This window comes from Mangrovibacterium diazotrophicum, from assembly GCF_003610535.1.
In the GTDB taxonomy this organism is placed as follows: domain Bacteria; phylum Bacteroidota; class Bacteroidia; order Bacteroidales; family Prolixibacteraceae; genus Mangrovibacterium; species Mangrovibacterium diazotrophicum.
The window spans coordinates 2826997-2850733 of the sequence record NZ_RAPN01000001.1 but is presented as its reverse complement, the minus strand read 5'-3'; the positions used below and the strand labels follow the sequence as shown (position 1 = coordinate 2850733).

Here is a 23737-nt window from a genome sequence, read left to right as displayed (position 1 = left end):
TCCAAAGCGATTCGATTCAATTGGCCGTTTGGGATTTGGTGTTTGATCCGTTGGAATTTGATGATTTGTGCTTCCGATGCTCCGAGAATCTACTGGCAGCTTGCTGTTTTTGCAAACCATCCGCAGAATTCTTCTTTGGCATGTCGTCAAATTAAATGTAATTTTGTGGCGATTCAGTTGAAAAAATGGAAAGACGAGATATAGAAATAATGGCGCCCGTTGGCTCGTACGAGTCACTGGCTGCAGCTATTCAGGGAGGTGCCGGTTCTGTTTATTTTGGTGTTGAAGGCCTGAACATGCGTTCGCGCTCATCCAATAACTTCACCTTGGATGACTTGCGTTCGATTGCCGAAAAGGCGCACAGCCACGGCGTAAAGACCTACCTGACGGTCAATACTATCATTTTTGATCATGAGCTGGACAAGCTTCACGAAGTGATCAACGCTGCCAAGGAAGCCGGGATCTCGGCTATTATTGCCAGCGATATCTCAGCCATTTTATATGCCCGTTCGGTTGGTGTTGAAGTTCACATTTCAACACAGGTGAACATTACAAACTTTGAGGCTGTGAAATTTTACGCGCAGTTTGCCGATGTGGTGGTGCTGGCGCGCGAAATGGACATGGAGAAGGTGGCTGAAATCAGCCGCAAGATCAAGGAACAGGATATTCGCGGCCCCAAAGGCGAGCTGATCCAGATTGAGATGTTTGTGCACGGTGCGCTTTGCATGGCGGTGTCGGGCAAATGTTACCTCAGCTTGCACGAAATGAGCAGTTCGGCTAACCGCGGAAGCTGCATGCAAACCTGCCGCCGGGCCTACACGGTGACTGACAAAGAAACCGGCGCTGAACTCGAGATTGACAACGAATACATCATGTCGCCAAAGGATTTGAAGACCATTCATTTCCTGAATAAACTGCTCGATGCCGGTGTTTCGGTATTGAAGGTGGAAGGACGTGCCCGGGCACCCGAGTACGTGAAAACGGTGGTGCAGTGCTATCGCGAAGCGGTTGACGCCTATTTTGAAGGTAACTTTACCGAAGAAAAAATAGAGGAATGGGATACTCGTTTGCAAACGGTTTTCAATCGTGGCTTTTGGGACGGCTACTACCTGGGACAACGCTTGGGCGAGTGGAGCGCAAACTACGGATCGCTGGCTACCGAACGCAAAATGTACATCGGAAAGGGCATGAACTATTTCCCCAATATTGGTGTGGCCGAGTTTAAAATGGAAACAGGCTCGCTGAAAGTGGGCGACAAAATATTGGTTACCGGCCCAAGCTCAGGTGTCATCGAAACTGTTATTGACGAGATCCGGGTGGATTTGAAACCGGTGCAGGAAACGAAGAAAGGCGAACTTTTCTCGGTTAAACTTTCGGAGAAAATCCGGCGTTCGGACAAACTTTATAAGATTGTGCCGGCGAGCGAAGTTAAACATCGCAAGTAAAATTGCGATTCGGTGTTGATCGGTTAAAAATGTCGTTCGGAAATTATGTTTCACCTTAATTCTATGTAATTCTTGGTTTAAGGGGACAGTTTCATTTTATAAATCCTGCCAAACTTTCTATTTTTGACTAAAAGCCAGTGGTATGCGTAAGTTTCTTCTCCCTCTTCTTGTTGTTTTGATCGTCGCTTTAGGATTAACCTGGTACTTTATGGCCAGGGAAACAACCAGCTACTCCGAGAATTCGGCATTTCAGTCGATTCCGGTTCGTACGCCCCTGGTTGTTGAGGTTCCTGAACTGAAATCTTTTTTGAGGGAGTGCAAGTCGGGTAACCCGATGACAGAAGAACTGCGCGGAGCCGAATTTCTGAAAGGCTTTTGGAAAGATATCGACGATATTGAAAACCTGATGAGCGAAGATGAGACGCTTCGTCAAACCATCCAAAGCAAGTCGGTTTTGATTGCCTTCAACCCGGAAGGAAAAACCGGGGTGGAAGCGCTGTTTGCCTTTAGTTTGAAGAACAGGGCAGAGCGCGAGGGCATGATCAGCTTTTTTAAACAACGGCAACAAGCCGGATCCGGTAAACTGAACAAGCGTGATTACGACGGGCAGGAGATTTATCACTTTCAGGGCCCAAATGGAGGTTGCTATTTTGCGGAGTCGAAAGGAATTTTTCTGTTGAGCCGTAATGCCATTTTTGTAGAAGAAGGTATTCGGCAGATTAGCTCTGAAAACCTGTTGACGCAGGATCAGTTCAAGCAATTATACAGCACGGTCAGTTCCAGCTCAACTTTTAACTTGTTTGTCAATCAGAAGAAAATCTCGGTGCTTTTGGAACGTGTTGTGACGCCTGAGCTTCGTAAATTCATTCGTGAATTTGCCAACTTTTCGGATTGGAACGAATTGGATGTGACCGCCAAAGGGAATGAGTTTTGGTTGAACGGATTTAGTTTTACAGCGGATACCTACGATAATTTTCTCTCGGTTTTGCGCAAACAGGAAGGGCAGCGTTTTCACATGGATGAGGCACTGTCGTCGAATACCAGTTTGTTTATCAATTTCAACCTCGATAGCTATTCCCGTTTTGAGGAAGATTACGTTGAATTCCTGAAAAAACAGGGAAGCGATTTCTATAACCGCGAAACCTCGTTGATTAATTTTGAAAAAACCGGTAAGAAGAGCCTGACTGCACTTTTCGGGGAGGTATCGGATAACGACTTTGCCATGGCTTTTGGCCCGGTTTTGCAAAACGATCCAACTCAAAACCGTTTCTTCATTGCGAAAGTGAAAAGCCAGTCGGCAGCGAAGGAGTTGATTCTTCCGATCCTGGAAAATTTCGCCAAAGTCAATAAGAAAACGCTTGCCGAAACAGAGTCGAAATATCAGCTTCAAAAAGACGTGGCCTATTCGATCTATGAATTTCCGGTGAAAGAGCTTGCCGGCTTGCTCTTCGGAAAAGTATTCTCGGCAGTGGATTGCAATTATCTCTGCTTCTACGACAACTACCTGATTTTTGCGAATAACGAAGCGGCTTTGAAAAGTTATATTCACGATTTGGTGTTGTCGTCAACCCTGGCGAAAGACGTTAATTTCCGGAAATTCCATCAGCAAATGGCTTCGCGTTCGAGCGTGTATTGCTACATCAACTTTTCGAAAGCATTCAACCTTGGAGCCCTTTACATGAACGAGGAATCCTTTGCTACAGTGAAGGAATATGAGCAGTTGTTCCGCAAGTTTTATGCTTTGGGATGGCAAATTGCACCCAACTCCGGAGCGTTCCTTAACAATCTTTATTTGCGCTTCGATCCGGTGATGAAAGAAGAACCGCAAACCGTTTGGCAAAGTAAGCTGGATACGACAGTTTCGATCAAGCCGCAGATTGTGACCAATCACAACGATCGCATGAATAAAGAGGTGATCGTTCAGGATAATAAGAACAACCTCTACCTGATCAACAAAGAAGGTGTTCGTTTGTGGAAAATTAAGCTTTCTGAGAAAATCCTGGGCGACGTTTACCAGGTCGATCTTTACCGAAACGGGAAGTTGCAGTACCTGTTCAATACAAAAGACAAGCTATACCTGATTGACCGCAACGGCAATCACGTGGGTAAATTCCCGGTTGCATTCCGGGCCCCGGCAACCAACGGCGTGGCGGTGTGCGACTACGATAACAACAAAGATTACCGCTATTTTGTAGCCTGCGAGAACAAGCAGATTTATGGCTACGATCGCAACGGAAGCCTCGTTGAAGGGTGGAAGCCTGAAAAAACAGATGGTACGGTCACCGATCAGCTGCAGCATTTCCGTGTCGATGGCAAAGATTACATTGTTTGTGCCGATCGCTATAAAACCTATATTTTCGACCGTCAGGGGAGTATTCGGGTGAAAACAACCGATAATTTCGAACACTCGGGCAACAACCTCTACTTGGTTAAAGCCGGACAATTTGCACTTGCAACAACCGATGTGAAGGGAATTGTACATCTTCAGTATTTCAATGGCGAGTCTAAAACAGTCGATTTGGGCAAGTTTAGCAGCAACCACTTCTTTGTGGCGGAAGACCTGAATAACGACGGGCAATCGGACTTTGTCATTGCAGACGGCAAAGAACTTTACGCTTTTTCCGACAGGGGCAAAGACATTATGGACCGCGAATTCCCGAGTCCGATTACCAACCGGCCGAACATTTACACTTTCTCGGGTAACAACAAAAAAGTAGGGGTGGTGTGCAAAGGCGAAAACCGGGTGTATCTGGTCAATTCCGATGGCAAGCTGTACAATGGCTTCCCGTTGCAGGGGAACACCGATTTCAGCATTGGGTACATGACCCGCGGAAATCCTTATTTCAACCTTCTCGTTGGTAACGAGGATAATAGCTTCTTCAATTACAAGGTCGATTAGTCACTTCTGGCTTTTTAAAATCTAGTGTGTCGCACGTTCTGCGGGCGATCTAGCGATGTGGTCGCATTCCGTCGAAAAATAAATTAAGACAAAAGTATCTTAATTTGAAATCCGGCGTAGATACAACTAGAACTTACGCGCCAGTACCATAGATGTTAAATGAATACTCCAGCTAATTAAAATTTGGAGGATATCATCATGGGAAAAGTGAAAGTTGTACGTTGTAGTGATGCAGGATTAGATTGTAGTTTTGTAGGTCGCTCCGAATCAGAAGAAGAATTACTCAATCAAGTAGCTAAGCATGCGAAGGAAGCTCACGGGATGGAAATTAACGACGAGTTAATTCAAAAAGTGAGATCGATTATGCATGAAGAAGAACATGTTAGCTGAACTGTTCTTCGCTAAATTGTTTCTACGCCGAACAAGAATAGCGGCGACATATCTCCACCCTCCTAGGATACCACTATTCTTACCGCTCTCCAACTCACCTTCAGTTTTTTCTCCAGGTGTTGATAAATCTGCTCTACCAAGTTCTCAACCTAAAGTGAAAATCTAATGATAACAACCTTTGTTAAGCATGCGGTCAAAGACTTTGACAGTTGGAAGGCTGTTTACGACAAGTTTATGCCGATGGCTAAGGAAAAAGGCGTTCGGCACGAACATGTTTTTCGCGACCCGAATGCGCCCGATCAGGTAATCGTCACTCATGAGTTTAAGTCGATTGAAGAAGCTAATGATTTTTTCAGTTCAGAGGAATTGAAAAATGCGATGAAAAATGCAGGTGTCGCCGGAACACCTGAAATATGGTTTGGTGAAGATCTCCGAAAGAATGTGCATTAACCTTTTAACGACTTAAAAATGAAAGAAACACTATCAGAATCAATTGTCTCCCTAAAAAAGAAAGTCAAAGGCAAAGTGATCATGCCTCAGGATCGGGAATACAACGAAACACGTCAGATCTGGAATGCCATGATCGACCGGAAACCCGCAGTGATTGTCCAGTGCAAGGATGCTAATGATGCAGTCATGGCACTTCGTTATGCGAAGGAAAACGATTTGGATTTGTCCATTCGCGGAGCTGGCCACAACATTGCGGGAAATTCGCTTTGTGATAATGGGCTGCTTATCGATTTTTCAACCATGAAGAATGTTCGGGTGGATGCCGGTAAAAAGAAGGCTTACATCGAACCGGGTGCCACTTTGGGCGATGTCGATCAGGCCTGTCAACCCTATGGCTTAGCTTTCCCTGTGGGAATCAACTCAACAACCGGAATTGCCGGGCTGACACTCGGTGGCGGATTCGGCTGGTTGTCGCGTAAATACGGGATGACCATCGATAGTCTGGCTTCAGTAGATATGGTCACAGCAGAAGGTGAAAAGCTCCATGCCAGTAATAATGAAAATGCAGACCTGTTTTGGGCAGTTCGCGGTGGTGGCGGAAACTTCGGAATTGTCACCCAGTTCGAATTTAACCTGAATTATATTGGCACCGAAGTGTATGCCGGTTTAACCGTATTTCCCATTGCACAGGCAAAACAGGTTTTACACAAATACCGCGATTTCATTCTGTCAACACCCGACGAATTTAACACTTGGGTAGTCATGCGTAAAGCACCCCCGCTGCCGTTCCTGCCGGAGTCGGTTCATGGAACGGAGGTCGTAATAATGGCGACCTGCTATTTTGGCGACAGTGCTCACGGAGAGAAACTGGCTGCCCCGATCCGTGATTTTGGCACTCCGGTCGGTGAACATCTGGGAATGGTTCCCTACATCGGCTGGCAGCAGGCGTTTGATCCACTGCTAACCCCTGGTTTCCGGAACTATTGGAAGTCGCATAATTTCACACACCTGCAAGATGGTTTGTTTGATGCCATGATTGAATACACGGGCAAACTACCATCGCCGCACTGCGAGATCTTTATCGGGGTCGTCGGAGGTAAAATGAACGAAGTTCCTGCTGATGCCACGGCCTACAGTGCCCGCGACATGAAGTTTGTTATGAATGTTCACGGCCGGTGGGAAACCCAAAGCGAAGATGAAAAGTGTGTCTCCTGGTCCCGCAATTTCTTCAAAGCATCAGCTCCGTTTGCGTCGGGAGGGGCTTACGTGAACTTTATGACCGAAGAAGAAAACGACCGGATTAAAGCAGCTTACGGTGTCAACTACGAGCGATTGGCAAAGCTTAAAGCAAAATACGACCCGCACAACACGTTTCATATGAATCAAAATATTAAACCATAGGCGTTTTGTATTGATGAGGATGTGAGTGAGATTGGCCGGAGCCTTTTATAGGTTCCGGTTTCATTTTAGTCAAACTGAAACAACTAAACCATTATGGATGCAGAAGAATTGAGAAGGCTGCAGTCGCCTTTGAAAACAAAATACAAAGAAGAGCCAGATACCGCGATGGTTACCTTGAAAGCGCAGGCTCGATTGGCCGATGGCATTAGTTGCCGTGTGGAGACGGGGAAAGCGTTGGTAACCGCCGGATTGCACCCGGCAACGGGAGGGAATGGAATGGCTGTTTGTTCGGGCGATATGTTGCTCGAGGCTTTGGCTGCCTGTGCCGGAGTAACGCTGAATGCCGTGGCGACAGCCATTGGTGTAGAGCTGAAGGATGCGGTTGTGCGGGCAGAAGGCGATCTCGATTTCCGGGGAACGCTTGGTGTTTCGAAAGAGGCTCCGGTTGGTTTTTCCGGTATCCGGTTGTTTTTCGACTTGGATACAACTGCCGATCCGGAGAAAGTATCGAAGCTGGTTGAGCTGACAGAGCGCTACTGTGTCGTCCTGCAAAGCTTGAAAAATTCACCTGCAATGACCGTCAGTTCCTCGGTTTCAAAATAGGCGGGTTATCTTAAATTTTCCCACGAATTCAATTTTGTTTCTCCATTAGAATCCAGAATTTCTATTTTTGTGCCGTTATGGTTCCCGAATCTTTCACGAGTTTCGGATGAAAAGGGAATCCGGTGCCCGGTGATGAAAAATCCCGGAATTCCGGAGCTGTACCCGCAGCTGTAAGTTCCATTTGTGTTCAAAAAAAAGATGCCACTGTTTCAACTCCAATGAAACGGGAAGGCTTTTTTGAACGGAACAAGCCAGAAGACCTGCCATAAACGACGACAGTATTCCACGCTTTCGGGAGTTAGAGCAGCTGTAACAGAAACCAATTTTATACTTTCTGATAGACGGAATATTGTTGTTTGTGTGATTTGAAACGAACAAACAGGACATGATCAACAATTTGAATTTGGGCATCGATGCTCTAACCGTCATTGGTATTGTTGCTGGTTGCAGCAATTTGAATACGCTTGTGATAAAACGAGGCACGGCACTTTGGTCCGCATTTGGCTGGACGCTCTTGAGCTTGTTTTTCCTCGGTGCAACTATCTTGTTTCAAGAAGGAATTCCGGCATTTGTGGTTTCGGCTCCTTTTTTGGTGCTGGCAATTTTGACGGCTTGGCAACTGGGACGAGCTTCGGCCTACGCGACGCTTGGAAGTACGATTTACTACGCCGTTTTTCTGGGTACTTACCTGGTGAAAATGGGAATGGAGCGGGAGGTCCGGGCGTTGATGTGGCAGTTAATTGTGCTTGTGTTGACAGCGGCGCTGGCGCTTGTGCTGGTTCGGAATAAGAAGTTGCAATTGCTACGGGTTGCGCTCATTCTGCTTTTTATTTTGGCCGCTTTTCAATTCACGGAAACGCTGCAACTTTTCGCCGGAGCCGATCAGAAACCGGATCTGGAACCGATCTCCACAGCTTACGAAACCGTGAATGGTTGGATCCTTTCGGGCATTTTGCTGCTTGTCTTCCTCCTTGGTTATTTAAAAACACCTCAAAACAAATCATAGATGAAATTTCTGGAATCTCTTTTATACCAGGCGTCCACATTGCTGTTGGTGCCTGTAATGATCTGCATTGTGCTTTGCGGCCTGTGGCTCATTTTTCAGGCGGGGCAGAGCCTGCGCCTTTATCGTGTACGCCGTTCGAAGACATTCGAAGCCGGTGCCAGTTTCAACCAACAACTGGAGTTGATTTTTGCATCGAAGCCCGGCGTCGAGCTGGCCGAGATTGAAGTCGTGCAGTACCTGCGCCTGTGGGAAATGAAGCAGAATCATTCGTTGAAATTACTGCGGCTGGCCATCAAAGCCGGTCCGACGCTGGGGCTGATGGGAACCCTGATTCCGATGGGAACGGCATTGGCATCGCTGTCGCAGGGCGATATGATGGTCATGTCGGTGAACATGGTTACGGCCTTCACCACAACCATCATCGGTCTGGCTTGCGGATTGGTTGCCTATGTGCTGGTGATGATCCGGCAGAACTGGTACAACGCCGACCGCCTGCATTGCGAGGTTGTTGCCGAGAAAGCGCTGCTCAACCTGAAGGCGCATGGTCACTTTCAGGGGAAACAATCATCGGAAGTTAAACACAATCAATTCAACTAAGCATGCGCATATTAAACAGACAAACGCAGAGGGCGGAAGACGGGCTGGACGACGACCCAATGAGCGGTGTTGCCAACCTGTTCGATGCCAGTGTGGTCTTTATCGTCGCGCTCATTTTCGCTTTGTTCATGGCCTTCAATATGGTCGACATGTTCGACCCAAATTCGGAAGTGACGATTACCAAGAAAGGCGCCAATGGCGAGATGCAGATCATCACCAAGAAAGGAAAAGATGTGAAAATTGAGAAAGTCACCCCGCAGGAAGCCGAGGGAAAAGGGCTCCGCTTGGGAACGGCTTACCAACTCGAAAATGGAAAGGTTATTTATGTGCCTGAGAACGAATAAAACAAAATACACGATTTTACTGCTCGCTATGCTGTTGCAACTTGCTTTTAGCAGTCGCACTGTGGCCGAAGCAAAGCCGTTGCGGGTGTCGCTGCTGCTGTCCGACTCGTACACGCAGCTTGGAGAGCGGGCTGCGGAGGCGATTAAGGTTGCAACGAAGGATGGAAAGCCGATTGAAGTGCGGGTGTTTCCGTACTCCCGTTATTACCAGCAGGAAAAACAGTTTGTTGCTGAAAGTGATCTGATTTTTGCGGACGTACTTCATGCCGAGATCGTTAGCCAGGCGGTGAAAGAGCTTAAACAGGCAAGCCGGCATGGTGCGAAAATCTACGCTGTCGGTGCAGATAAACTCGCCGACAGCCCCGAGGGCGTGCAGCTAAACTACGATGCGCAGGTGCTGGATTTCTACAGCCAGTCGGGAAGGGAGAACCTGAAGCGCATGGTGCTCGAAAAGCTGCGAACCGACCTGGCCTACCCGGTGGCAAAGCAACAGGTGCTGCAAATTCCTGAATATGGTTTATACAACACGGAAGATGGTCAGTTTTACAGCACACTTGCTGACTACCAGGCTCATCGCCGGACGCAGGAAGCGGGCAACCCCTGGGTGGGGCTCAACATCTGGCGCAGCGATATCCTGTCGGAGCAGATGGAGTCGGTGAACAGCCACATTCAAAAGCTGGAAGAGGCCGGTTTCAATGTATTGCCGTATTTCGGTCAGGTTCCGTTGGACGAGTTGAAAACCTACTTTTTCCGCCAGGATGGAAAGCCATTGCTTTCAGTAGTTGCCGGCATGTCGTCGTGGTTGGGCGTGAACCCCGATTTGCAGCGCGAGACATTCAAAGAGCTGAATGTTCCGGTCATCAACCTGGTGCAGGTAAATGATACGCTGGAAGCCTGGGAAGACAGTGAAACCGGTATCGCCCTGTATAAACGGACGAACGCGCTCAGCATTCCGGAGCAATCGGGGATGATTCAGCCCATCGTGACTTCGGTGAAGGATTTTGACCCGGCCACCGGGGCACAGGAAAAAGTGCCGGCCCAACGGCAGTTGAAACGCTTCGTGGATCGGGTGAAGGCCTTTCACCTGCTTCAAACCAAACCCAACAGCAAAAAACGGGTCGCGCTGATTTACTACAGTCACCCGCCGGGCAAGGAATCGCTGGGAGCGAGCTACCTGAACGTGATGCCGCAAAGTTTGCACAACATGCTGAACCGGATGCAGACCGAAGGTTACGATTTGGGCGGAATGGATATTCGCGAAGACAATATTTACAAGCAGGTGATGGAACACGGGCGCAATGTGGGCGACTGGGCGCCTGCCGAAACGGCCAAGCTGGCCCAATCGGGCAAAGCCGTGTTGGTGCCCATCAGCCTCTACAAAAAATGGCTGAGTGAACTTTCGCCCAAGCTGGTTGCCGAAGTGGAACACCACTGGGGCTTGCCCGATACGACCTCGATCATGACCTGGGAGAACAGCAAAAAGGAACGCTTCTTTGTGCTGCCGGCTGTTCCCTGCGGAAACGTGTTGCTGATGCCGCAACCTGTTCGCGGGTGGACGCAGGGCATTGATGTGATGCACCACGATATTACGCTGCCGCCTCACCACCAGTACCTGGCCTTCTACCTGTATTTGCAGCACAGCTTTCATGCAGACGCGGTGGTGCACATCGGAACGCACAGTACGCTGGAATGGCTGCCGGGTAAGGAAACAGGGCTGAGCGAATCGGATGTTTCGGAGGCGCTGATCGGGCACATGGTCAACATTTACCCCTACATTATGGATGATGTGGGTGAAGGGCTGCAGGCCAAACGACGGAGCGGCGCCATCATCCTGACCCACATGACGCCGCCGTTTACCCGCCTTCAACTTAACCCCGAGGTGAAAGAACTTGCGCGGCTGATGTCGGAGTACGAAGTGGCTGAGTCGAAGAGTAAGCTGCTGTCGCAAGCCAAGCTGGCCGCTATTAACGAGAAAGCCAAAGCGGCGGGCGTGCTGAAGGATTTGGGCTTGACGGAAATTAAGGAAGAGAAAGATTTTCAGCTGCTGGAGCATTACGTGGAAGAAATTCTGGAGCAGGAAAGCCCGATGGGGCTGCACTCCTTTGGCGAGAGCCCGGCTCCGAAGTACCTGGAAGAAACGGCCAAAGCGATTGCTTCGCAACAGGACCACCTGAGCGGAAAAGCCAAAGAGGACTGGCTGAACAACATTCGCCAGAAACTGCAGGCAACCGGAAAAGCCGAGTTGGACGCCCTGATAGCTGCCCTGAACGGCCAATACATTGAAGCGGGATCGGGGAACGACCCCATCCGCAACCCTGATGCCCTTCCAACGGGGAAAAACTTTTACGCCTTCGACCCGTCGCACCTTCCGTCGGAGTCAGTTTATAAAGCCGGAACGCAGCTGGCGAAAGATTTCATTTCAGACTATAACGTGAAACACGACGGTCAGTTTCCGGACAAGGTGACCTTCAACCTGTGGTCGACGGAATGTATCCGCAACGAAGGAATTATGGAAGCGCAGATCATGTACCTGCTCGGAGTTCGACCCAAATACGACGGCTATGGCAAGGTGGTGGATGTGGAAATCATTCCGCGCCGGGTGCTGGGACGTGCCCGCGTGGATGTAGTGATGGTACCGTCGGGCCTGTACCGCGATATTTTCCCAACGCTGATGAAGCTGCTCGACAAAGCGGTGAAGCTGGCAGCCAAGCAGAACGAGGTGGACAACTACATTCGCCTGCACACCGAGGCCGCCCGGCAAAAGCTGGTTGAGGCCGGTGTGGGCAAAGCCGAAGCCGAAAAACTGGCGTTGGTGCGCATGTTTACCACGCCCGAAGGCGCTTACGGCACGGGCACAAATACCATGATTGAGGCTTCGGGGCAGTGGGAGAGCGACCGCGAGGTGGCACAGCTGTACATGAAACGCATGCATTTTCCCTATGGCGAGGACTATTGGGGTTCGGTGAGCAACCCGAAGGTGACCGACAAGGTGTTGAAAGACCTGCTGGCTCAGAACCTCTCGGGATCGAAAGCCGTGTTGCACAGCCGCACCTCCCATTTGTACGGCGCGCTCGACAACGACGACTTCTTCCAATACCTGGGTGGAACGGCGCTGACTGTTCGCGCTCTGGACGGGCAAACGCCCGATGTGATGATTTCGAACCTCACCCAAAAGGGAAACATGCGTCAGGAAAGCCTCGACCAGTTTATTGGCCGCGAAATGCAGACCCGCTACCTGAACCCCGAGTGGATTAATGCCATGATGGACGAGGGCTATGCCGGCTCGCGTTTTGTCCGCATGATGGTGACCAATCTCTGGGGCTGGCAGGTGACCACGCCCGAAGCGATTGACGAAGGCAAGTGGAACCGCGTGTACGATACCTATGTGGAAGACAAATACCAGCTCGATTTGAAGCGCAAATTTATGCAGCCCGAGAACGTGTATGCCTACCAGGTGCTGCTCTCGCAAATGATGGAGGTAACGCGGAAGGACTACTGGCATGCCGATGAAAAGCAGATGCAGACGATGCTGAAAGCCTTTAACGAGACGGTGAAACAGGCGGGACTTTCGTGCAACGAAAATGTGTGCGACAACCCCAAACTGGCTGATTACATCGGTCAGGAACTGGAAAAAGTGCCCGGACTGACTACAGCCGACCTGCAGGTTTACCGGGAAGCGTTGAAGACGATCAAAAAAGTTGATCTCTCGCAGCAGCAAATGCCCGAAAATGCCAACCTGGCGCAGGACCAAGCCAACCCGGATCAAAGCTACCTTCCGAAGAGTACTGTGAAAGGCTACCAGGTGGAAGAGGTGTCGAAAACGCAGGCCGACAATTCCAAACCATTGGCTACGCCCGAGTTTTACCGCTACCTGTTGCTGGCGCTGATCGCTGTAATTGCCGTGGCTTTCTTCTGGAAGAAGTAGCGGCTTCGAACTAAAAACAGCGGTATCCTCCTGGTCGGGATACCGCTGTTTTTGATTATGGGATAGTTGGTCGCTCGTCTTATTCTCCCCAGACAATTTCTTCTGAAGCAATGGAGATGGCCTGGTAGTAACTTTGTGTTCCGCCCAATAAGCCGCGAACCTCCAGCGTGTAGGTTTCACCATCCTGAGGGGCATCACCCCATTGTCCCGCTGAAGTTGAGATGGTGTACTCCGTTTCGTCACCGTTTAAATAACCGTAGCTGGCGGTTGTGGATCTGAAAACCATTTCATCTTCCGAATTTCGCAACACAATTTCCATGGCGTCGGCACCTTCCACTTCTTCCCATTCAACGTCAACCTGGTCGTCCGAAACGGTGATCATGGTGATTGTTGCCGGGGCCAACACTTCGGCGCTCAATACATCTTGTGAGGTTGCTACCGCTCCCGAAGTAAACGTGTAGTTAAAGGTATAGGTTCCTTCAAGTGGCACGCTGCTGCTGTACTCCGTGTTTTTGGTGAAATAACCGGAAGTGTTGTCCAGTGTGTAGCTCGCACTACCCGGGCCTGTCACTGTCACCGATGTAGCCACTTCGTTTTGTCCGACGGCCTCCATGTGCAAGGCATAAACAACAGTGGGTGTTTCGCCTTCAACTGTTGGTTGTTCCAGTTTGGAGATCACGTAAAGTTCTCCAGCTCCGTAGGGCGCCGGATCGTCATCGTTACAGGCAGTAAAACCAGCAAACAAGGCAAGGATTAATCCTTGAGCAAAAATTCTTTTCATAGCTTTTAAGTCGTTTTTAATTGAATGTCACAAAATGTAGATGGTGACAGTCCCCAATGGTTGCGGCTACGCTTCGAATTTTTATAAAATGATTACAGTTGATCCGGCGGCAGCCTTTTGATTTTGCCATTGCCGGTACGCGGAAGGGTAGGAGTGAAAATGATTTCACGGGGCTGCTCATAGCGAGTCAGGCGGTCGGCGCAGCTTTCGAGCAATTGAGAGATCAATTCGGGGCTTTCAGTTCCTTCAACAATTAGGACCAGCCGGGCGCCCAGGCGCTCATCGGGTTTGGAGGAAATGTAAAACGGTCGATCGATGGCGCTTTCAAGTTTTTGTTCGAGCTCTTCGGGTGAAAACTTTAATCCGCCTGAAATAATGCGGTTGTCAACACGCCCAAGAATACGGAAAGTCTTTTCATCTCTCAACTCTCCCAGATCGTTGGTTTGCAAAAATCCGTTTTCCAGCCCGTCCATTTCAATGCGCACACAGCCCATCTCGTTTAACTTGATGCTGATTCCGTCGAGGCAGTGGTACCAAGCATCCTTTTCCGAACCGTTCAACTGGCGGAGGGCTATGTGGGTGGCTGTTTCCGTCATGGCGTAGCTGGAATAACAGGCTGTGTTGATTTGCTGTAGCTTTTCCTCGAGCGGCCTGGGGATGCCCGAGCCGCCAAGGAGCAGAAAGTCCAGATTCCGCCGGTCAAATTCCAAATTCCAAATTCCAAATTCCAAAATTTTGGAGACCTGGTTGATGACCATCGCAGCAAATTTAAAGTGAAGGTCGGATTGAAGGATTCTGAAGTCGGTAGCCGGGTCAACCACGTGCAAATCCAGTTGGCCGATCAGCGCCCGAACCACCATCAATTTCCCGGCAATGTAGCGCGCAGGGAGGCAATGCAGAATGCGGTCGCCTTCTTTTAGGTTGAAAAATTGAATGGTTCGCAGCGCGCTGGCCGCCACAAAGTCTTTTTTCAGCGAAATGGTTTTCGGCTCGCCCGTACTGCCCGAAGTGTTCACCTCAATGTACTCGCGCTCGTCATACCACTCACTCAGAAAGTCGAGCCAGTCGCGTTCCCAACCGGTGGTGTTTTCGCGCTTGGCAAGCTGGTTTTCAACCTTTGTTGAATCGCCGTTTAAGGTGATATGTGACGGAAAGAGTTTCAAGTTATGAGTTTTGAGTTTCGAGTTTCAAGTTCGTTTTCTGCGACTGCGACTATCTGATGTCATTTCTCAGGTCCCATCCCCATGTCCTTCACCCCATGCTCCCGGCCGCTACAGTCCAAATCCCTTCGCGGGGTCAAACCACAACTGCTCGCCCCGGATTTCCAGCGGCGACTCAATGTTGTTGGTAAACAGCTGCCCGGTTCCGAGGCCCTGGTGCATGTGCACATTTTTCGTAAAAGCCCACTGTGCAATGGCGTTTAGCCCAATGTTCGACTCCAGGTACGAGGTAATCCACCAACCAATGTTCCGGTCGTTGGCCAGCTCAATCCACTCGTCGCAACCCGACAGTCCGCCGTGCAAGCTCGGCTTCAGAATCAGGTATTGCGGACGCACCATATCCAGCAACAATTCTTTATCGTCGCGTTTGTTGAGGCCAATCAGCTCTTCGTCCAGCGCAATTGGCAGGGGAGTTTCGTCGCACAGCTTGGCCATGTCGGCCCAGCGTCCGGCAATAATCGGTTGCTCAATCGAGTGTAGTTGAAGTTCTGCCAGCTGTTCGAGCTTTTGCCAGGCCTCATCAACCTTAAAGCCACCATTGGCATCAACTCGAAGCGTAATTTTTTCGGGGCTGAAGCGCTCCCTGATAGATTTTAGCAGATGCAGCTCTTTCGCAAAATCCAGGGCACCAATCTTTAGTTTGATGCAGCGAAAACCGGCAGCCAGCTTCGCCTCAATTTGTTGTTGCATCTGGTCCGCTTCGCCCATCCAAATCAATCCGTTGATCGGAATTCCGGCTGTTCCTTCCGTAAATGCTGAGGGGTAGAGAATGCGCTTGCCTCCGTTTTGCAGGTCGAGCAAAGCCGTTTCTAAGGCAAAGCGCAGCGACGGGTAGTCGAGCAGCAGTTCCTCGTTCTCGAAAAAGTGCATCGGGTCCGAGCAGACATCTTCAATCAGGTAGTCAATTTGCTCGGGTGTTTCCTTGCTCAGTCCGGGAAGTGGGGCACATTCGCCCAGGCCGGTTCGCCCATTCTCTTCAACGTACAAATACCAAACGGTGCGCGTCTTCAACACCCCGCGCGAAGTACCGGCGGGCTGTTTAAATTCGAGCTCGTATTTTTTGAAATAACCAATCATTAGAAAGATTATTGGATTTTCAGATTCAAGACAACTAGACTACGCTGTCAAGTTAAAATAAACGACGATATATTTTCGATCAAAACGATAAAATTAGTCCGAGCGAGAACAGCAGCGTGAATGCCAGCGTTCCCAGAGCCAGGCGTTTCAGGAATGGATCGAGTAACCGATCCTCTTTGGTGTTGTATATCTTGATCAAATCCATCAGGAAGAGCGGTAAAGTCAGCAGGAACAACCATTGCCAGGCCGATTCCTGTTGGTGCAGGGTGAAGACGATGGCCGCAATCCATCCCCACGCAATGATGGCAATGTGGTAGATGCGGCTGTTGCGGCTTCCCATCTTTACGGCCATGGTGATCTTCCCCGACTGCTGGTCGTTCTGGATGTCTCGCATGTTATTCAGGTTCAATACACCGGCGCTAAAAAATCCCATGCTGATGGCCGGAAGAATGATGGCATTTTCGAAGAAATTGCTGTGCAAAAAGAAAACGCCGATCACCGGCAACAGGCCAAAAAACAGAAACACCGACAGGTCGCCCAGCCCAATGTATCCGTACGACTTTTTACCGGCTGTGTAAAAGTAGGCAGCCAGTAGTGCCAGTATACCTAAGCCGATGAAGCCGAAAAAGGCAATCTTGCAAAATGTCCAGGTTCCGGTGTAAACCAGGGCAATACCTAAAATGAAACTCAGCCCGCCAACGACGATCATTCCCTTTTTCATTTCCGACGGCGTGATTTCTCCGCCCTGCATGGTCCGCGTTGGTCCCAGGCGTTGATGATTGTCGGTTCCCTTTTGAAAATCACCGTAGTCGTTGGCAAAGTTCGAAAAAACCTGAATCAGTGTTGCCGTCACTACGGCCAAAATGAAAACGGTGAGGTCGAAAGCCCCGTAAAAGGCAGCCAGTGCCGAGCCCATTACAATGCCCGACAAAGCCAGCGGTAAAGTGCGCAGCCGTGCTGCATTGATCCAACTTTTAGGTGTTGCCATACTTGTTGTTGGTTGCCGGTTTCTTGTTACTGATTACAACCAGCCGAATACCGGGGATTATGAATTGATATTGCCAAGAACACAAAGTTCAGAGAGAAGTTTCATCGCAAGAAATCAATCTCCGGGAACTCTGTGTCCTCTGTGGTTGTGCTAATTAAGGAAACTTCGGATATTTTTTGAAGTCGGGTTTGCGTTTTTCCAGGAATGCGTGCTTTCCTTCCTGTGCTTCTTCGGTCAGGTAGTACAGCAGGGTAGCATTTCCCGCAAACTCTTGGATTCCGATTTGACCATCGAGGTCAGCGTTCATGCCGAGTTTCAGCATACGCAGAGCCAGCGGACTGTGTTCCTGCATTTTTTGTGCCCAGGCAACCACTTCGTCTTCCAGCTGATCCAATGGAACAACTTTGTTTACCAAGCCCATTTCCAGTGCTTCGGCAGCGTTATATTGTCGGCACATGAACCAGATTTCGCGGGCTTTCTTTTGTCCCACAACGCTGGCCAGGTATGATGATCCCAATCCGGCGTCGAAGCTACCTACTTTCGGTCCGGTTTGTCCGAAGATGGCGTTCTCGCTGGCGATACTGATATCGCAAACCACGTGCAACACGTGTCCACCGCCAATGGCATAGCCGTTCACCATTGCAATCACCGGTTTCGGCATGCTGCGGATTTGTTTCTGCACTTCCAGGATGTTCAGACGGGGAATACCGTTCTCGTCGATGTAACCGCCCGTGCCTTTCACGTTTTGGTCGCCACCCGAACAGAATGCTTTGTCGCCGGCACCGGTCAGCACAATCACATTGATGTTGTTATCCTCGCGGCAAATGTGCAGTGCATCGCTGATGTTGTTCACCGTTGTTGGGCGGAAAGCGTTGCGCACCTGTTCGCGGTTGATGGTGATTTTGCCAATCCCATCGTAATAGTCGAAGAAAATATCTTCGTATTCTTTAATGGTTTCCCATTGTCTTTTAGTACTCATTGTATCGTGTTTATTGTTTGACAAATTTGAATAATCCGCGGAAGGTTTTCGTATTGACTTCCGCATCGGTAAATATTTCGAGCAAAGCGGGGCCTTGTTGTTCTGAGGAATAGAAATCAGCCAGCGCATCTTCTAATTCGTCGGTGTTTTCAGCTTTGAAATAATCCAGTCCGAATGTTTTGGCAATGCCTTCTGCTTTGAATTTATTTTCGGTGAAAAAATGTTCCTGGAAAGCAGGTGACTCGCCCGGCCCTTTGATCAGGCTAAAAATGTTGCCGCCCCGGTTATTGATGACGATTACGCGGAAGTTACTTCCCACATAATTGTTCCATAAAGCATTGGAGTCGTAGAAGAACGACAAATCACCTAAAATAATCGTGTTCAGTTTTTCCGATTCATGTGCAAATCCAACGGCAGTCGACATCGGTCCGTCAATGCCCGCTGTTCCGCGGTTGCTGAAATATTGCGTGTTAGGAACAGCCTCGCAAATCAGCCCGTAGCGAACGGGGGAGCTGTTTCCCAAATGAACCACGGAGTTCTCGGGAATTGCTTTTCGAATCTGTTCAAAAACGGTCAGGTCCGACCATTCCGTTTCCGAAATATATTGATCACGCAACTGGTTAACCTTCGCTTCTTTCGTCTTCCAAAGTTGATGGTAGTCTTTGTCTTTTTCTTGTAATTCGGGTTGAAGTGCCTCGAAGAAGTCCACAGCATCCATCGCAATCACTTTTGTCAGCGACTGGTAGGTGTCGAAGTGCTCGTGCGACAAACTCAAATGCCAGTGTTGGCTCGCTTTGTTCTTCCGCAGAAACTGTTTCAATGCTTTCGATACATATTGGCCTCCGAATGAAATCAGCAAATCCGGTTGAAAATGTTCCGGTACATCTTCGAGCATTGCTGCTAAAACAGTATCAATGCTTCCGCAAAACTGCGGATCATTCAGATTGGAAAGGTGTTCTTTCAGAACCACGGCTCCCGTTTTTTCAACGATCTCTGCCAGCAGGTTTTCCAATCCCGGGTTGGGTACTTGTTGACCTGCCAAGATCATCACTTTTGGGCTTTGGTTGAAACTTCCAGCCAGTTTCTGAATGGCGGAGGCGCTCAACGCAGAAATGGTTTCTTCCTCTTCAATCACCTTCACTGGTGGAAGGGGTGTGTCCAGTAAATCGTGCAAGGGCTCTTCCAGCGGAATATTTATATGAACCGGTGCGGGCGTTCCCGAAACGGCCAGGTTGAGGCAAGCGTTAATTTCGCGGGCGGCAAACCACAGTTCCTTTTCGCTTTCGGCCAAAGGCAGGCTAATTTCCTTTTTGGTAAAGTTCCTGTAGATTCCTTCTTGCCGGATGCATTGGCTTTCGGCCTGATCAATCCAGTAATCCGGACGGTCGGCAGTAAGCACAATCAGCGGAATATTGAGGTAAAAAGCTTCGGCAATAGCAGGCGCATAATTCAACGTTGCGGTACCCGAGCTGCAAACTATCGCTACCGGCTTTTGCTTGGCCTGCGCCAAACCCATCGCAAAATAGGCGGCACTGCGTTCGTCGACAATGTTGCGGGAATTAAACAGTCCCGATCCCGCAAAGGTGTGTGTCATCGGGCCGTTGCGCGATCCGGGAGAGATGATGATATCGTCAATTCCTTTGGCCAGCAGTAAAGAGGCCAGCTGTTGAATGTGTTTCTTTGTTGAAATCATTAGTTTGAACAAGCTCGATGGCTGATAATAGCGTTGTTGCTTTTTTCAATGTTTCGTCCCATTCCTCGGCGGGAACGGAGCGCGCGGTAATTCCGCCTCCCGAATACAGCATGTAGTTGTCGGCGGTAATTTCCATGCAACGCAAATTTACAAATAATCTGATGCAATCGTTCATTCGCCACGGACCAAGGTAGCCGGTGTAATAGCGGCGCTGGTGTTTTTCGATGGTCGAAATGAAACGTTGTGCTTTCGATTTGGGTAAGCCGCAAACGGCCGGTGTTGGATGCAGTTGTGCGACAAAATCACCCAATTTATCTTCCACTTTTTTGGCCGAAAAATTGAAACTGGTTTTCAGGTGAGCCACCTTTCCGCTTTCCAATGTTTCCGGTCCTTGTGTGGTGTAAGGGTGAATATTGAATTTGTAAAAAACGTCGAGCATGTAACGCGAAACAAAGGCCTGTTCCTCAATTTCCTTGGTATGCCATCGGTAATCCGAGTCGTCGCGTCGGGTTTGTGTGCCGGCCAGCGAAACGGTTTCCAGCGTTTTTCCTTTCGATTGCAAAAGAACTTCAGGGGTAGCACCCATCCAAAGTCCAGCGCCCGGAAGATAGACGAGGTAAACCAAGGCATTGGGTGTTTGCCGGAGCAATTGCATGTACAATTCGCCAATCGATTCGCTTCCGCGTTTAGCCGGAATAATGCGCGAAACAATCACCTTCGATAATTTGGTGGTTTGAATAACGCGAACCGTTTCCGTAATATCTTTCAGGTAGTTTTCTTCGGTAATAATGTAGAAATCTCGGGGAGCTGGAGCCTTGCATTCCAACGAAGGAAGTGCTTCGATATCGAATGCTTTGAAGGCTTTTTCATCTTTCAGATAAACACCCGGTTTCATTAAAATCAGTGGTGAATGTTCGTCGATTCGAAACGGGGCAAAGACAAAACCTTCCTGTCCGTTCAATTTGTCGAAATCTTCCAACAGCAGGATATCAGAAGGCTCGCCCAAAAGTACTTCAAGCGTGGATTCTCCCGGCATTGACCAGGCGGCAAAAGGTCTGTTCTTTTTTATTAGTTGGTCGAAAGATGCTTCGTAAAATTTCCCCTTACTCATTCTTCTTCACTATCATATTGGTCACGCGGGCTGTTGAGATTAATTTCCCGTCGGTTCTGGTAATGTCAACATTCCAAACGTGTGTTTGTTTTCCCTGGTGAATGATTTTTGCTGTCGCCCGGACACGTCCCTCGGTGGCAGCGCCTACATGATTGGCAGTTACCTGTATTCCGCGGGCATCGTATTCTTTACTGTCAACAAGCAGGATGCTTCCCAATCCGGCAATGGTTTCGGCCAGCGCAAGGTTTGCACCTCCGTGCAGGATACCTCCCGGGCGCATCGTTTTCTCCGAAACCGGCATGCTCGCGATCACTTCTCCTTCGCTCACAGCTTCAATAACGATCCCCAGACTACTGATTAAACTGTTTGTCATCGAGGCGTTTAGTAAGTCAATCGGAATGTTGGTGTTCAACAGGCTTAAATCCATCTGCTTGTGTCTTATTTTGAAGCCCTAAAATAAGCTTAAGTTTTCAAATCAGAAAGTTTTGAGCAGGGCACAGCAAGCCAAGCTTCATTAAATCTTAAATAAAGCTTGTGCAGGAGGCTGGTGTCTGTTGGTTTATTCCAGCATGTTGTGCTTCTTCAGGTATTTATCAAGTTTAACGCCGCTGATTGAAAGGTCAGAGGCAGGTGCATCGTTGTTCTCTGCGGCATAAAGCAATATCGACTCATGCGAGTCCAGTTTGATTTGAATGTCGCTCATTTGGCCGAGGCTCATGCTTTCTTCGGGGCCCCAACGGAAGATCCAACATTTGCTTTCGCCGGTCAAGTCCTCCATACGGTAGGTTTTGTCGAATGCTTCATCGGTGTCGTTAACAATCAATATTCCCCAGGCTTTTTCCGATTTGTAGCGTCGTACTGCTACTTTCCCGACAGCATCGTAACTCCAAAGCGGAATCAACGCACTTTGTGGACGATCCTGGGGTTGCAAAAAGCGCCACAGATCCAGTTGTGCTTCGGTCAGGGTTGAAAACCTGTCGGATGTATTCACCGTTCCGCCTAAAATTCCATCCCAAAGGGCAATGCTCCTGTTTTCGGCGTCACTCATGTTGTTGTTGACATTGCGGAGGAAAATCGTGTCGGGGTCGTTTTGCCAGAACACATTGTTGAAATATTGGCAATTGTACGATTCCTGGAACATGTTACCAATTCCGCCGGGCGTCCAGTCGGCGTCAACGTTGGCAGAGATCCGCATGCCGTCGACAAAGCCGATTAGCGGTGCAAACGGCGCGTTACTGGCCATCCAGTAAGCTCCGGCCCCGATTTCTTCGCGAATGATTTTCATCACATCAACTAGAATCTGAACAGAAGTTTTGTCGCGGTCATAACGACGAATGTTGTAACTGTCTTTTAAACCCCATTCCAGGTAGGCTGTTTTGTAAAAGGTGAAGCCCATTTTACGGAATGTGCGGAATACCCGGGCAATGTATTTTTGCACTTCAGGGTGACTTCCGTCGAGTGCGTAGAGATTACTCTCCCGGAAATTGTGCTGCAGAATCGGTTCGCCGTCGAGGTCGCGGATGATCCAGTTCGGGTGACTTTTAAACAGTTTGCTGTTTTCATCAACCACGAAAGGAGCCACCCAGATACCGGCGCGGTAGCCACGCTGGAAGATCTCGCGTGCAGCGTCTTCCATGGTTCTCGGCCATCGTTCGTTCGTCTCCAGCCAGTCGCCTAAAACACAGTAGCAGTCATCAATCTGGATGGTTTGCAAGGGGATTTTCGGTTTAAGTTCGTCGAATCCCTGCAGAACTTCTTTCAACTGGTCAAACGAAAAATGTTGTTGGTATTCGTACCACGAGTTCCAGTGATAACTTGTTTTGGTGTCCTTGCGGGCCACCATATTTTCCGAAATGTTCCAGGCAATATGCTGCAGTGTGTCGAAAGGGGTGTTCCCCTTGACGATATAGATATCAGGAAGTTTGATGAATTCGTTTTTCAACGGAATATTCTCCATCACGAATCCGGTTTCAAAATAGATTTCTTCTTTATCCGGATAACGGTCGTAAAGTCCTTTCCGGTGAGGACGGTTATAAATGGTGCTTTTCTGCGTGAAATCGTAATGATCGTAAGCAGCAAATGCCAGTGTTTCGTTTTCTGGCGAAAGTAAGCCGGTTGTGAGGTACGAGTCGTACGACCAGGCCTGTTCGCCAGCCGTATTCCCCCAATCTTCGGCTGTTGGCGTCGGAATATCATAAATTCCGGAAGGTCCACCCTGACCAATTCCTTGTTTGAAGAAACGGTCGACACCTTCCACTCGGGCTTCACCCAGCGGCGCGAGGTAAAAAGGTGCGCGGGACATGTTGCTCAATTCGATGCCGATTGAAACCGAACCGTTGAAAATTTTCAGGTCCAGCATGACAAAGCTATTCCCGGCAAGTTCGTAAATAATCCGTTTTCCTTTGGGCGAGTCGCCCATGAAGGTGTTCTGAACGAAAATACTTTGTCCGTCAATCGTCGGGCGGCAATTGCGAAGCCGAATTGCCCCGGAGATGAGATCGAAGGTTCCATCGTTGTGGAGAATCCATTCCGATCTGCCGAGTTTGAATTTGACCGGGCCCGGAGCTTCAGAGGCTACGGATAAATCGGCCAGCGACCTGATTGGCATGAGGCTGGCGCCAACTCCGGCGGCAAGCAGTTTGATAAAGCTCCGTCTTTCAATCCGTTTTGAAGGCATGAAGTAGTTTTAGTTTTTGTTTCTGGTTTCGTAAATTTAACAACTTTTAACAGACTGGCAAATTTGCTAAAAAGTTCTCTGAAGACCGATGAAACAGGTGGCTATCTTTCAGTTTAACGACATGTTATAGAAAAGGTGCCAATTCCCGAAA

The 23737-nt window shown here is 49.0% G+C and carries 19 protein-coding genes and 1 riboswitch; of the genes, 10 read left to right on the top strand and 9 right to left on the bottom strand.

From position 1 onward, the window contains the following. The first annotated feature begins 185 nt into the window (after positions 1-185). From BC643_RS11255 to BC643_RS11210, 10 genes are all read left to right on the top strand, one after another. Positions 186-1445, top strand: coding sequence for a peptidase U32 family protein (locus BC643_RS11255; protein ID WP_120273179.1), 1260 nt, complete (start codon positions 186-188; stop codon positions 1443-1445). A 142-nt stretch (positions 1446-1587) separates the two neighbouring features. Further along, positions 1588-4344: a DUF3352 domain-containing protein gene (locus tag BC643_RS11250; protein WP_120273178.1), complete on the top strand. Its 2757-nt coding sequence runs from the start codon at positions 1588-1590 to the stop codon at positions 4342-4344. Between the two features lie 198 nt (positions 4345-4542). After that, on the top strand, positions 4543-4734 hold the full coding sequence (locus BC643_RS11245) for a DUF1059 domain-containing protein (protein WP_120273177.1): 192 nt from the start codon (positions 4543-4545) through the stop codon (positions 4732-4734). Positions 4735-4899: 165 nt separating this feature from the next. Next, positions 4900-5184 (top strand): antibiotic biosynthesis monooxygenase, encoded by a 285-nt coding sequence (locus tag BC643_RS11240; RefSeq protein ID WP_120273176.1) that lies wholly within the window; start codon positions 4900-4902, stop codon positions 5182-5184. A gap of 18 nt (positions 5185-5202) precedes the next feature. Beyond that, positions 5203-6585, top strand: a complete 1383-nt coding sequence (locus BC643_RS11235; protein ID WP_120273175.1) for an FAD-binding oxidoreductase — start codon at positions 5203-5205, stop codon at positions 6583-6585. 93 nt (positions 6586-6678) lie between these two features. Next, complete coding sequence (locus tag BC643_RS11230; RefSeq protein ID WP_120273174.1) at positions 6679-7188, top strand: OsmC family protein; 510 nt, start codon at positions 6679-6681, stop codon at positions 7186-7188. Positions 7189-7250: 62 nt separating this feature from the next. After that, positions 7251-7470: riboswitch (cobalamin riboswitch) on the top strand. A 103-nt stretch (positions 7471-7573) separates the two neighbouring features. Then, the gene (locus BC643_RS11225) at positions 7574-8194 is read left to right on the top strand and encodes a hypothetical protein (protein WP_120273173.1); all 621 of its coding nucleotides are present in this window, start codon (positions 7574-7576) and stop codon (positions 8192-8194) included. Further along, positions 8195-8791 carry a MotA/TolQ/ExbB proton channel family protein gene (locus tag BC643_RS11220; protein WP_120273172.1) on the top strand — a complete coding sequence of 199 codons (597 nt, stop codon included), beginning with the start codon at positions 8195-8197 and terminating at the stop codon, positions 8789-8791. It abuts the gene before it with no gap. A gap of 2 nt (positions 8792-8793) precedes the next feature. After that, complete coding sequence (locus BC643_RS11215) at positions 8794-9135, top strand: DUF2149 domain-containing protein (protein WP_120273171.1); 342 nt, start codon at positions 8794-8796, stop codon at positions 9133-9135. Then, a complete protein-coding gene (locus tag BC643_RS11210; RefSeq protein ID WP_120273170.1) occupies positions 9101-13060 on the top strand; it encodes a cobaltochelatase subunit CobN in 3960 nt (1319 codons plus the stop codon). The genes BC643_RS11215 and BC643_RS11210 overlap by 35 nt, the downstream gene beginning before the upstream one ends. A gap of 79 nt (positions 13061-13139) precedes the next feature. On the opposite strand, the gene BC643_RS11205 is transcribed toward BC643_RS11210, so the two are convergent. The 9 genes from BC643_RS11205 to BC643_RS11165 form a co-directional block, all read right to left on the bottom strand. Further along, entirely contained in the window at positions 13140-13841 is a 702-nt protein-coding gene (locus tag BC643_RS11205) for a hypothetical protein (protein WP_120273169.1), read from the bottom strand. A 92-nt stretch (positions 13842-13933) separates the two neighbouring features. After that, entirely contained in the window at positions 13934-15004 is a 1071-nt protein-coding gene (locus tag BC643_RS11200; protein WP_120273168.1) for an AMP-binding protein, read from the bottom strand. A gap of 108 nt (positions 15005-15112) precedes the next feature. Further along, positions 15113-16138 (bottom strand): o-succinylbenzoate synthase, encoded by a 1026-nt coding sequence (gene menC / locus BC643_RS11195; RefSeq protein WP_120273167.1) that lies wholly within the window; start codon positions 16136-16138, stop codon positions 15113-15115. A 79-nt stretch (positions 16139-16217) separates the two neighbouring features. Next, positions 16218-17126, bottom strand: coding sequence for a 1,4-dihydroxy-2-naphthoate polyprenyltransferase (locus BC643_RS11190; RefSeq protein WP_120273166.1), 909 nt, complete (start codon positions 17124-17126; stop codon positions 16218-16220). A 154-nt stretch (positions 17127-17280) separates the two neighbouring features. Then, on the bottom strand, positions 17281-18105 hold the full coding sequence (gene menB, locus BC643_RS11185; protein WP_107820520.1) for a 1,4-dihydroxy-2-naphthoyl-CoA synthase: 825 nt from the start codon (positions 18103-18105) through the stop codon (positions 17281-17283). A gap of 10 nt (positions 18106-18115) precedes the next feature. Then, entirely contained in the window at positions 18116-19798 is a 1683-nt protein-coding gene (gene menD / locus BC643_RS11180) for a 2-succinyl-5-enolpyruvyl-6-hydroxy-3-cyclohexene-1-carboxylic-acid synthase (RefSeq protein WP_120273165.1), read from the bottom strand. After that, complete coding sequence (locus BC643_RS11175) at positions 19737-20909, bottom strand: chorismate-binding protein (RefSeq protein WP_120273164.1); 1173 nt, start codon at positions 20907-20909, stop codon at positions 19737-19739. Before BC643_RS11175 ends, menD begins: the two co-directional genes overlap by 62 nt. Continuing rightward, positions 20902-21336 (bottom strand): PaaI family thioesterase, encoded by a 435-nt coding sequence (locus BC643_RS11170; RefSeq protein ID WP_120273163.1) that lies wholly within the window; start codon positions 21334-21336, stop codon positions 20902-20904. The genes BC643_RS11175 and BC643_RS11170 overlap by 8 nt, the downstream gene beginning before the upstream one ends. A gap of 132 nt (positions 21337-21468) precedes the next feature. After that, positions 21469-23586 carry a glycoside hydrolase family 36 protein gene (locus tag BC643_RS11165; RefSeq protein ID WP_120273162.1) on the bottom strand — a complete coding sequence of 706 codons (2118 nt, stop codon included), beginning with the start codon at positions 23584-23586 and terminating at the stop codon, positions 21469-21471. Between the last annotated feature and the right edge of the window lie 151 nt (positions 23587-23737).

Excerpts from the sequence above, each read along its gene's own strand:
- BC643_RS11240 (WP_120273176.1), top strand. The coding sequence starts at position 4,900 with ATGATAACAACCTTTGTTAAGCATGCGGTCAAAGACTTTGACAGTTGG.
- BC643_RS11255 (WP_120273179.1), top strand. The coding sequence starts at position 186 with ATGGAAAGACGAGATATAGAAATAATGGCGCCCGTTGGCTCGTACGAG.
- BC643_RS11235 (WP_120273175.1), top strand. The coding sequence starts at position 5,203 with ATGAAAGAAACACTATCAGAATCAATTGTCTCCCTAAAAAAGAAAGTC.
- BC643_RS11215 (WP_120273171.1), top strand. The coding sequence starts at position 8,794 with ATGCGCATATTAAACAGACAAACGCAGAGGGCGGAAGACGGGCTGGAC.
- BC643_RS11165 (WP_120273162.1), bottom strand. The coding sequence starts at position 23,586 with ATGCCTTCAAAACGGATTGAAAGACGGAGCTTTATCAAACTGCTTGCC.
- menD (WP_120273165.1), bottom strand. The coding sequence starts at position 19,798 with ATGATTTCAACAAAGAAACACATTCAACAGCTGGCCTCTTTACTGCTG.
- BC643_RS11205 (WP_120273169.1), bottom strand. The coding sequence starts at position 13,841 with ATGAAAAGAATTTTTGCTCAAGGATTAATCCTTGCCTTGTTTGCTGGT.
- BC643_RS11210 (WP_120273170.1), top strand. The coding sequence starts at position 9,101 with ATGGAAAGGTTATTTATGTGCCTGAGAACGAATAAAACAAAATACACG.
- BC643_RS11230 (WP_120273174.1), top strand. The coding sequence starts at position 6,679 with ATGGATGCAGAAGAATTGAGAAGGCTGCAGTCGCCTTTGAAAACAAAA.
- BC643_RS11245 (WP_120273177.1), top strand. The coding sequence starts at position 4,543 with ATGGGAAAAGTGAAAGTTGTACGTTGTAGTGATGCAGGATTAGATTGT.
- BC643_RS11175 (WP_120273164.1), bottom strand. The coding sequence starts at position 20,909 with ATGAGTAAGGGGAAATTTTACGAAGCATCTTTCGACCAACTAATAAAA.
- BC643_RS11225 (WP_120273173.1), top strand. The coding sequence starts at position 7,574 with ATGATCAACAATTTGAATTTGGGCATCGATGCTCTAACCGTCATTGGT.
- BC643_RS11220 (WP_120273172.1), top strand. The coding sequence starts at position 8,195 with ATGAAATTTCTGGAATCTCTTTTATACCAGGCGTCCACATTGCTGTTG.
- BC643_RS11250 (WP_120273178.1), top strand. The coding sequence starts at position 1,588 with ATGCGTAAGTTTCTTCTCCCTCTTCTTGTTGTTTTGATCGTCGCTTTA.
- menB (WP_107820520.1), bottom strand. The coding sequence starts at position 18,105 with ATGAGTACTAAAAGACAATGGGAAACCATTAAAGAATACGAAGATATT.
- BC643_RS11170 (WP_120273163.1), bottom strand. The coding sequence starts at position 21,336 with ATGGATTTAAGCCTGTTGAACACCAACATTCCGATTGACTTACTAAAC.
- BC643_RS11190 (WP_120273166.1), bottom strand. The coding sequence starts at position 17,126 with ATGGCAACACCTAAAAGTTGGATCAATGCAGCACGGCTGCGCACTTTA.
- menC (WP_120273167.1), bottom strand. The coding sequence starts at position 16,138 with ATGATTGGTTATTTCAAAAAATACGAGCTCGAATTTAAACAGCCCGCC.